Annotated in this window: 5 protein-coding genes; 1 reads left to right on the top strand and 4 read right to left on the bottom strand. The window is 69.1% G+C overall.

Annotated features, from left to right (window positions below):
• Nucleotides 1-53 precede the first annotated feature (53 nt).
• The 4 genes from ACFQ7F_RS45290 to ACFQ7F_RS45275 all read right to left on the bottom strand — a co-directional run bounded on the left by ACFQ7F_RS45290 (nt 54) and on the right by ACFQ7F_RS45275 (nt 4,238).
• Nucleotides 54-428 carry an FKBP-type peptidyl-prolyl cis-trans isomerase gene (locus ACFQ7F_RS45290; protein WP_383285458.1) on the bottom strand — a complete coding sequence of 125 codons (375 nt, stop codon included), beginning with the start codon at nt 426-428 and terminating at the stop codon, nt 54-56.
• Between the two features lie 44 nt (nt 429-472).
• A complete protein-coding gene (locus tag ACFQ7F_RS45285; RefSeq protein WP_383285461.1) occupies nt 473-1,477 on the bottom strand; it encodes an FKBP-type peptidyl-prolyl cis-trans isomerase in 1,005 nt (334 codons plus the stop codon).
• A gap of 130 nt (nt 1,478-1,607) precedes the next feature.
• The gene (gene pafA, locus ACFQ7F_RS45280) at nt 1,608-2,969 is read right to left on the bottom strand and encodes a Pup--protein ligase (protein ID WP_383285455.1); all 1,362 of its coding nucleotides are present in this window, start codon (nt 2,967-2,969) and stop codon (nt 1,608-1,610) included.
• A 9-nt stretch (nt 2,970-2,978) separates the two neighbouring features.
• On the bottom strand, nt 2,979-4,238 hold the full coding sequence (locus tag ACFQ7F_RS45275) for an MFS transporter (RefSeq protein ID WP_383285452.1): 1,260 nt from the start codon (nt 4,236-4,238) through the stop codon (nt 2,979-2,981).
• Nucleotides 4,239-4,352: 114 nt separating this feature from the next.
• On the opposite strand from ACFQ7F_RS45275, the gene ACFQ7F_RS45270 reads away from it, so the two are divergent.
• On the top strand, nt 4,353-5,396 hold the full coding sequence (locus ACFQ7F_RS45270; protein ID WP_383285449.1) for a LacI family DNA-binding transcriptional regulator: 1,044 nt from the start codon (nt 4,353-4,355) through the stop codon (nt 5,394-5,396).
• Nucleotides 5,397-5,409 lie beyond the last annotated feature (13 nt).

The raw sequence follows: 5,409 nt of genomic DNA, 5'->3' as shown, positions 1-5,409 counted from the left end.
CGGCATGGGCCCTCAGTGGGCAGGTCTGATCAGACCCTGACCTCAGTCGTCGCTCAGACGCCGACGAGGTCGCAGACGAAGATCAGCGACTCGCCGGGCGCGATGGCGCCGCCACCGGCGCCCCGGTCGCCGTACGCCAGGTGTGCGGGGATGGTCAGCCGGCGGCGTCCGCCGACCTTCATGCCCTGGACGCCCTGGTCCCAGCCGGCGATGACCTGGCCGGCGCCCAGCTGGAACTGGAGCGGCGTGCCACGGTTCCAGGAGGCGTCGAACTCTTCACCGGTGGAGAACGCCACGCCCACGTAGTGGACCTTGACGGTGGCGCCCGCCTTCGCCTCCGGGCCGTCGCCCTCCCAGATCTCCACGATCTCGAGGTCGGTGGGGACCGGACCGTCGGGGAAGTCGATCTCGGGCTTCTCGATGCTCACGTCTAATGCTCCTGCTTTGATACGAATGGCCAGCTGGGACAGTGTTACATCTTTGCGAGGATGTCCACGGTGAAGACCAGCGTGGAGTCCTTCTTGATGGTGCTGCCCTGCGGCGGCTTGTCTCCGTAACCGAGCTTCGGCGGGACGACGACCAGGACGCGGCTGCCGACCTTCTTGCCGGTCAGGCCCTGCGCCCAGCCCTTGACGACCTGCGCGAGCTGGAACGAGGCGAGCTGGCCGCTCTTGTACGAGGAGTCGAACTCCTTGCCGTCGGCCCACAGCACGCCCTTGTACTGGCACAGAAGGCTGTCGGTCTCCTTGATCTCGTCGCCGTCGCCTTCGAGGATGTACGACGCGACGAGCTTCTCGGGGGCGTCCTTCTTCTTCGGGACCTCGATCGAGGGGGCCTTGCCGTCCGTGTTCGTACCGACCTTGGGGAGGTCGATGTTGGACTGCGCGACCTCCTTGCCCTTGGCCGAGCTCTTGTTGCTGAAGGTGCCCACGAGGTCCACGACGAACACCAGCGTGTCGGTGCCCTTGATGCCCGCCTGCTTGTTGCCCTCGGTGCCGTAACCCATCTTCGGCGGGATCGCGAGCTGCACGCGGCTGTCGAGCTTCTTGCCGACCAGGGCCTGGTCCCAGCCGGGGATGACCTGACCGACACCGATCGGGAAGACCGTGGGGTTGCCGCGGTCGTACGAGTTGTCGAAGACCTTGGCCGTGGCCCAGATCTGGCCGAGGTAGTTCGCCTGGAGGTAGTCGCCCTTCTTGACCACGTCACCCTTGCCCTCGACCAGGGTCTTGACCGCGAGGTCGGAGGACGCCTTGCCGGGCCCCTTGGCGACGGTCGGCTTCTGCCCGAACTTCGTCCCCTTCGTGATCTCGGGCAGCGGCCCGGCCACGATCTTCGCCGTCGGCGCTGCCGACGGCGAGTTGGAAGGGGATGGGCTGTCACTGGGCTTGGCCTTGTCGGCCTTTTTGTCGTCACCACAACCGGCCAGCGTGAGCAGGCCTGCCGGAACAGCAAGGAGAAGTGAGCGTCGGCGCACGGTGGGGGCCTCGTATCGGTCGATCTTGTCGGTTGGCGTGCGCGCAACTCTACGCATGGAGAAGGGCGCCGTACGAGGAACGTACGGCGCCCCGCGTTGCGTTCCCGCAACGCATCTCCTGCATCTGGGCTTACATACCGGCGATCAGTTTCTCCACCCGGTCGTCCACCGACCGGAAGGGGTCCTTGCACAACACGGTGCGTTGTGCCTGGTCGTTGAGCTTCAGGTGCACCCAGTCGACCGTGAAGTCCCGGCGCTGCTCCTGGGCCCTGCGGATGAAGTCGCCGCGCAGCCTCGCGCGGGTCGTCTGCGGCGGCACCGACTTGCCCTCGAAGATCTTCAAGTCGTTGCAGATACGGGCGGCTTGCCCCTTCCTCTCCAGGAGGTAGTACAGCCCGCGCCGGCGGTGGATGTCGTGATACGCGAGGTCTATCTGCGCGACCCGGGGATGCGACATGGTCATGTTGTTCTTCGCCCGATACCGCTCGATGAGCTTGTACTTCATGACCCAGTCGATCTCGGTGCCGATGCGGTCGAGGTCCTCGGCCTCGATCGCGTCGAGCGTGCGGCCCCACAGTTCGAGGACCTGTTCGACGGTGCCCGTGCGGATGCCGCGGCGGTCCACGAAGTCCACGGCTTTCTCGTAGTACTCGCGCTGCACGTCCAGGGCCGAGGCCTCGCGGCCGCTGGCCAGGCGCACCTTGCGGCGGCCCGTGATGTCGTGACTGACCTCGCGGATCGCCCGGATCGGGTTCTCCAGGGTCAGGTCCCGCATCACCGTGCCCGCTTCGATCATGCGCAGGACGAGGTCGGTGGCGCCGACCTTCAGAAGCATGGTCGTCTCGGACATGTTCGAGTCGCCGACGATGACGTGCAGCCTGCGGTAGCGCTCGGCGTCCGCGTGCGGCTCGTCGCGGGTGTTGATGATCGGCCGGGAGCGGGTGGTCGCGGAGGAGACCCCTTCCCAGATGTGCTCGGCACGCTGACTGACGCAGTACACGGCGCCGCGCGGAGTCTGCAGCACCTTGCCCGCGCCGCACAGCAGCTGTCGCGTGACGAGGAAGGGAATGAGGATGTCCGCGAGCCGCGAGAACTCCCCGTGCCGGGCCACCAGATAGTTCTCGTGGCAGCCGTAGGAGTTTCCCGCCGAGTCGGTGTTGTTCTTGAAGAGATAGACGTCGCCCGCGATTCCCTCCTCGTGCAGGCGGCGTTCGGCGTCGACGAGCAGGCCTTCCAGAATGCGCTCGCCCGCTTTGTCGTGGGTGACCAGCTCGGTCACGTTGTCACATTCCGGTGTCGCATATTCCGGATGTGACCCGACGTCAAGATAGAGGCGGGCGCCGTTCCGCAGAAAGACGTTGCTGCTGCGGCCCCATGAGACAACACGGCGGAAGAGGTAGCGCGCCACCTCGTCAGGCGACAGACGGCGCTGTCCCCTAAACGTGCACGTGACGCCGTACTCATTCTCCAGCCCGAAAATGCGGCGGTCCATGACTGAACATTACGCCTGATGGCCTGTGCTGAAACCGGGTTCGACGGCACCGTTTCGATCATTTTCGGATGAACCCGCAACCACCGCCGAATCAGCGGGGAGTACGAGCGTCCGCGCCGTGGCCAGCAGGACAAGCAGGGCGGCCACTCCGGCGACCCCTGGAACGGTGAATCCCCCTACGGTCCCGCCCCACTCGACGACCGGCCCCGCCGCGGCCGTGCCGAGCGACGCGCCGACCGTGAACGTCGTCACGAGCCAGGAGAACGCCTCGGTGACGGTGCCCCGAGGGGCGTGCCGGTCGACGATGATGAACGCGCACGCGAGCGCCGGCGCGAGGAAGACTCCGGCGACGGCCGCGAGCGCCGTCATGGCGACGGCACCGGGCACCAGCGTCAACGGCCAGTAGCAGAGGGCGAGCAGGGCCACCAGGACGGTCAGCCGCTTCTCCGGCACCCCCGCCCACTGCCGCGCCCCGTACACCGCTCCGCCCACGAGGGCGCCGAGTCCGAGCGCCGCCATCATCCAGCCGTACACCGCGTCGCCGCCGTGCTCATCGGCGTACGACACACCGGCGACGGTGATGGAGCCGAGCGCCATGCCGATGAAGAGGAACGCGCCGAGCAGCGCGATGAGCCCGGGTGAGCGCAGCGCGCCGAGCCAGTGCGCCTCGCGGGGCGCCGAGCGCCACGCGCGCGAGGGCTGCGAGATCACCACGGAGAGGGCACCGATCACGCCGATGACGTTCACGACGAGCAGCGCGGCCTGCTCCGACCAGAGCGCGGCGCAGCCCGTGATGAGCAGCGGTCCGACGGTGAACATGACTTCCTGGGCGATGGCGTCCATGGCGTACGCCGTGTGCACCTGCTCTTCCTTACCGAGGACGCTCGGCCACAGCGCACGAAGGCCGCCCTCCAGGGGCGGTGTGAAGAGACCGGCCACGCCCACCGCCGCGTACGCGAGGGTGAGCGAATCGGGTCCGGTGAAGGCGAAGGCCGCCATGCCTAGCGCGGAGATGACCGCGGAGGGGAGCTGGATCCTCGGCTGCCCGTGCAGGTCCACCAGGCGGCCGAGCAGCGGCTGCCCCACCGCGTTGGCCACGCCGTACACCGCGGCGAGGCCACCGGCCAGGCTGTACGTCCCGCCCTCGGCGCGGATGAACAGCACGATGGCGATCGCGGCGGTCGCGTTCGGCAGCCGGCCCACCAGCGTGCCCGCGAGCAGCCTCCCCGCATATCTCGTCCGGAGGATCTCCGCGTACCCGGCAGCCATGCTTCCCGCCCCTCGCCCGGCGCCGACGCGCCCAGGTGTTACGTATAACTTCGAGCGTCATACGTACCATGAGCGCTCACCGCGGGTCCACCTCGTTCACGCCCCGCGGGACCGATGCGGGAGGTACCAGTAGTGGCCGGGCCACAGCACGAGGCCGCAGGGCCACGCCCCACGAGCCGCGACGTCGCACGCGCCGCCGGGGTGTCCCAGGCCACCGTCTCCCTCGTGTTCGGCGAGAAATGGCGCGGCCGCGTCGCCGAGCGCACCGCCGAGCGCGTCCGGGCCACCGCACGCGAGCTGGGCTACCGCCCCAACCTCGCGGCCCGCAACCTCCGCCTGGGCCGCACCAGAACAGCGCTCCTCGTCGTCCCCGCCCTCACCAACGAGTTCTTCGCCCGCGTCTACACCGGAGCCGCCCGCGTCGCCGCCGAACACGGCTTCGGAGTAGTGCTCTACCCCTCCCCCGAAGGCGTCGGCCCCGCCCGCGACCCCTTCGACTCCAGCCGGGCCTCCCTCGACGGCATCCTCGCGTCCTCCATGGCCTCCGACACCCTCGCCACCATCCAGGGCGACGCGCTCCCCCTGGTCATGCTCGACAGCGACCCGGCGGACAGCCTCGGCGCGGCCACCGTCAACCTCGACATCGTCGACGGCATGCGCCAGGTGACCGAGCATCTGCTCGCCCTGGGCCACCGCGACTTCCTGCACCTCGCCGCGGGCGTCGACTCCTGGACCTTCGACGTACGCTCCGACGCCCTCACGGCGGCCTTGAGGGGCACCGGAGCGGCCGTACGCACCGCCCGGGCACTCCTCACCGTCGACGACGCCCGCACGGCCGCTGAAGCCGCCCTGCGCGCGCCCGGACCCCGCCCCACGGCGCTCGTCTGCGACGACGACATCCTCGCCGCGGGCGCCTGCAAGGCGGCCCGCCGCCTCGGCCTGCGCGTGCCCGAGGACCTCTCGGTGACCGGCTTCGACGACCTCACCCTGGCCACCGCCGTGGAACCCGAACTCACCACCGTGCGGCTGCCCGCGGAGCAGTTCGGCGAACGCGGCATGACGTCCCTGCTCGCCGTCCTCGACGGCCACGCGCCGCCGACCGACACCCTCCCCGTCGAACTGGTGATCCGCGGCTCGACGGCCCCCGCCACCCGCTAGCCGCGCGCATGCG

This window comes from Streptomyces sp. NPDC056486, assembly GCF_042795295.1.
Lineage (GTDB): Bacteria > Actinomycetota > Actinomycetes > Streptomycetales > Streptomycetaceae > Streptomyces.
Note: the sequence above shows the minus strand (reverse complement) of the source record. Positions and strands in the feature narration are given on the sequence as shown.

Excerpts from the sequence above, each read along its gene's own strand:
- pafA (WP_383285455.1), bottom strand. The coding sequence starts at position 2,969 with ATGGACCGCCGCATTTTCGGGCTGGAGAATGAGTACGGCGTCACGTGC.
- ACFQ7F_RS45275 (WP_383285452.1), bottom strand. The coding sequence starts at position 4,238 with ATGGCTGCCGGGTACGCGGAGATCCTCCGGACGAGATATGCGGGGAGG.
- ACFQ7F_RS45270 (WP_383285449.1), top strand. The coding sequence starts at position 4,353 with ATGCGGGAGGTACCAGTAGTGGCCGGGCCACAGCACGAGGCCGCAGGG.